A 1,785-nucleotide genomic window follows, 5' to 3' on the forward strand; every position below is an offset into this window, starting at 1 on the left:
ACATCTTCCTTGATGAACTCTACGGATTGTATCCGGCTGTCCCGCTTCCTGCAGAAGCGGTTATTCATGAATTTTAAGGGAACGAAGCCACTCCAATGCGTCTCCCAGAAGTTCTTGCGCCTGGGAGACGCACTCAGCGTCATGAACAATATGGACATGACCCACCCCAACATCGGGATGCCAACCAAAGACCACATCACCATCAATGCGAACCTCAACTTCACGATCCAACGCCTTTTCCATCACACTTCCTCCTTCGCACACATATCTTCCGGCAAACTCAACATCTCGGCCGGGATCACTAAATCTTCGAGCAAATACCGCAACACCCGACGATTATTCCGCACACCGCGCACCGTGTCGCTCACGGCCTGCGGTGTCATACCGAGCCGCCGGCCGACTTCCGCCATCGACACCCCCGCAAGATCCAACTGCTGCCGAATCCCCCAGGTGTCGCGATGCCGTCCAGGTCCGCGCCCTGCGTAAATATTCATTGTTCTGCTGTGCATAACTCCGCCTCCAACAATCGTTTGCGGCGCTTCAGCGCCTTGATTTGAGCGTCCACTTCGGCCTGCTCCAACATCCTGGCCTGCCGTTGATCGATGGTTTTACGCCCGACAACGAGCGCCATAATGTCAAGCGGATCTGCCGCCCCCACAACCTCACAAAACGCGACCACAGCCCGAGGGTTCGGGAAACGTTCATCGTTTTGGTTCAACCACTTCTCTAGTGTCGCTGTAGAGAGTGCCGCCGCGTTACCACTGTTCAATTTGATGCCGGATTCCTTGGCGAGTGCGTCCATTTTTTCGGCCACCTGCACGCAGGAGAGTCCGGACTTTTCAAATGCCGTCCGGAGCGACGCCTTGAACGCCCGATCGAAACTGGCAAGCCGGTACGCCGATCCAAAGAGTGTTCCTTGTGCCATTATTGTCCGCCTGTGATGGTGTTCGTGTCCAAACCCGGAAAAAAGCCGGACGTTGACCCTACGTTGTTGGGGTTGTAGTTTGGATCAAAGCGAAGAGTCACAAACTTCAACCGCCACGGCCTTCTTTTAAACGCTATTTGAAGCCAAAGTCAACTTCAAATAGCGTCAAAGTTTCAAAAGTCATCGATTTTTGAAATACTTATTAATTACAATAAATTAAGAAGAAGTGCCGTGTCAAAGTCCGCGTCAAACTTTCGTGGAGGAACTTTGACATCATGACAATAGGCCAACGATTCAAAGAGATAAGAGGCAAGGAGAGCCAAGATGCCTTCGCCAAAAGGCTTGGCATTAACAAGGCAACACTTGGTTTCTATGAACGAGACGAGAGAACACCAAACGCAGTCGTGCTGGCAAATATTTGCAGCCTTAGTGGCGTTTCATCTCATTGGCTTCTTTTTGGAGGAGGCCCAATGCGGCGAGGCGACGAGGGCGAAGCGCTACCCGCTACAACGCCGGAAGAATTAAGACTCGACGCCATAACGCCAAGCAATGAAGCCAATGGTGGAACGCAAAATGAAATTCACGCACTACAAAAAGAAAATACAGAACTCCGCCGCGAATGCAGCGAGCTACGAACAGAAAACCAACGCCTCAACCGTGAACTCTCAGAAGCCAATAAAGAGCTTATCCAAGCGAATAAAGAGATAGTTCAGGTCAACAAGGAACTCTTGCAGACAACAAAAGATAATGCAGACCTACGAGTAGAACTTGCAGAAATAAAAACCAGAGCCGCTCCAGACACACCAGATGAAGACGCCAGATTAAGTGCATAACGAACAAAAGAAAGGCAGCACCTACCG

Annotated in this window: 4 protein-coding genes; 1 reads left to right on the forward strand and 3 read right to left on the reverse strand. The window is 50.9% G+C overall.

Annotated features, from left to right (window positions below):
• Positions 1–60: 60 nt before the first annotated feature.
• From G451_RS0120275 to G451_RS33205, 3 genes are read right to left on the reverse strand one after another with little or no spacing between them, the layout of a single operon-like run.
• Complete coding sequence (locus tag G451_RS0120275; RefSeq protein ID WP_027185678.1) at positions 61–243, reverse strand: hypothetical protein; 183 nt, start codon at positions 241–243, stop codon at positions 61–63.
• A complete protein-coding gene (locus G451_RS0120280) occupies positions 243–509 on the reverse strand; it encodes a helix-turn-helix domain-containing protein (protein ID WP_245587850.1) in 267 nt (88 codons plus the stop codon). The genes G451_RS0120275 and G451_RS0120280 overlap by 1 nt, the downstream gene beginning before the upstream one ends.
• A complete protein-coding gene (locus G451_RS33205; protein ID WP_051261727.1) occupies positions 491–925 on the reverse strand; it encodes a hypothetical protein in 435 nt (144 codons plus the stop codon). The genes G451_RS0120280 and G451_RS33205 overlap by 19 nt, the downstream gene beginning before the upstream one ends.
• A 275-nt stretch (positions 926–1,200) precedes the next feature.
• On the opposite strand from G451_RS33205, the gene G451_RS33210 reads away from it, so the two are divergent.
• On the forward strand, positions 1,201–1,758 hold the full coding sequence (locus G451_RS33210) for a helix-turn-helix domain-containing protein (RefSeq protein WP_051261728.1): 558 nt from the start codon (positions 1,201–1,203) through the stop codon (positions 1,756–1,758).
• Positions 1,759–1,785: the final 27 nt, after the last annotated feature.

The organism is Desulfovibrio inopinatus DSM 10711, assembly GCF_000429305.1.
Lineage (GTDB): Bacteria > Desulfobacterota > Desulfovibrionia > Desulfovibrionales > Desulfovibrionaceae > Alteridesulfovibrio > Alteridesulfovibrio inopinatus.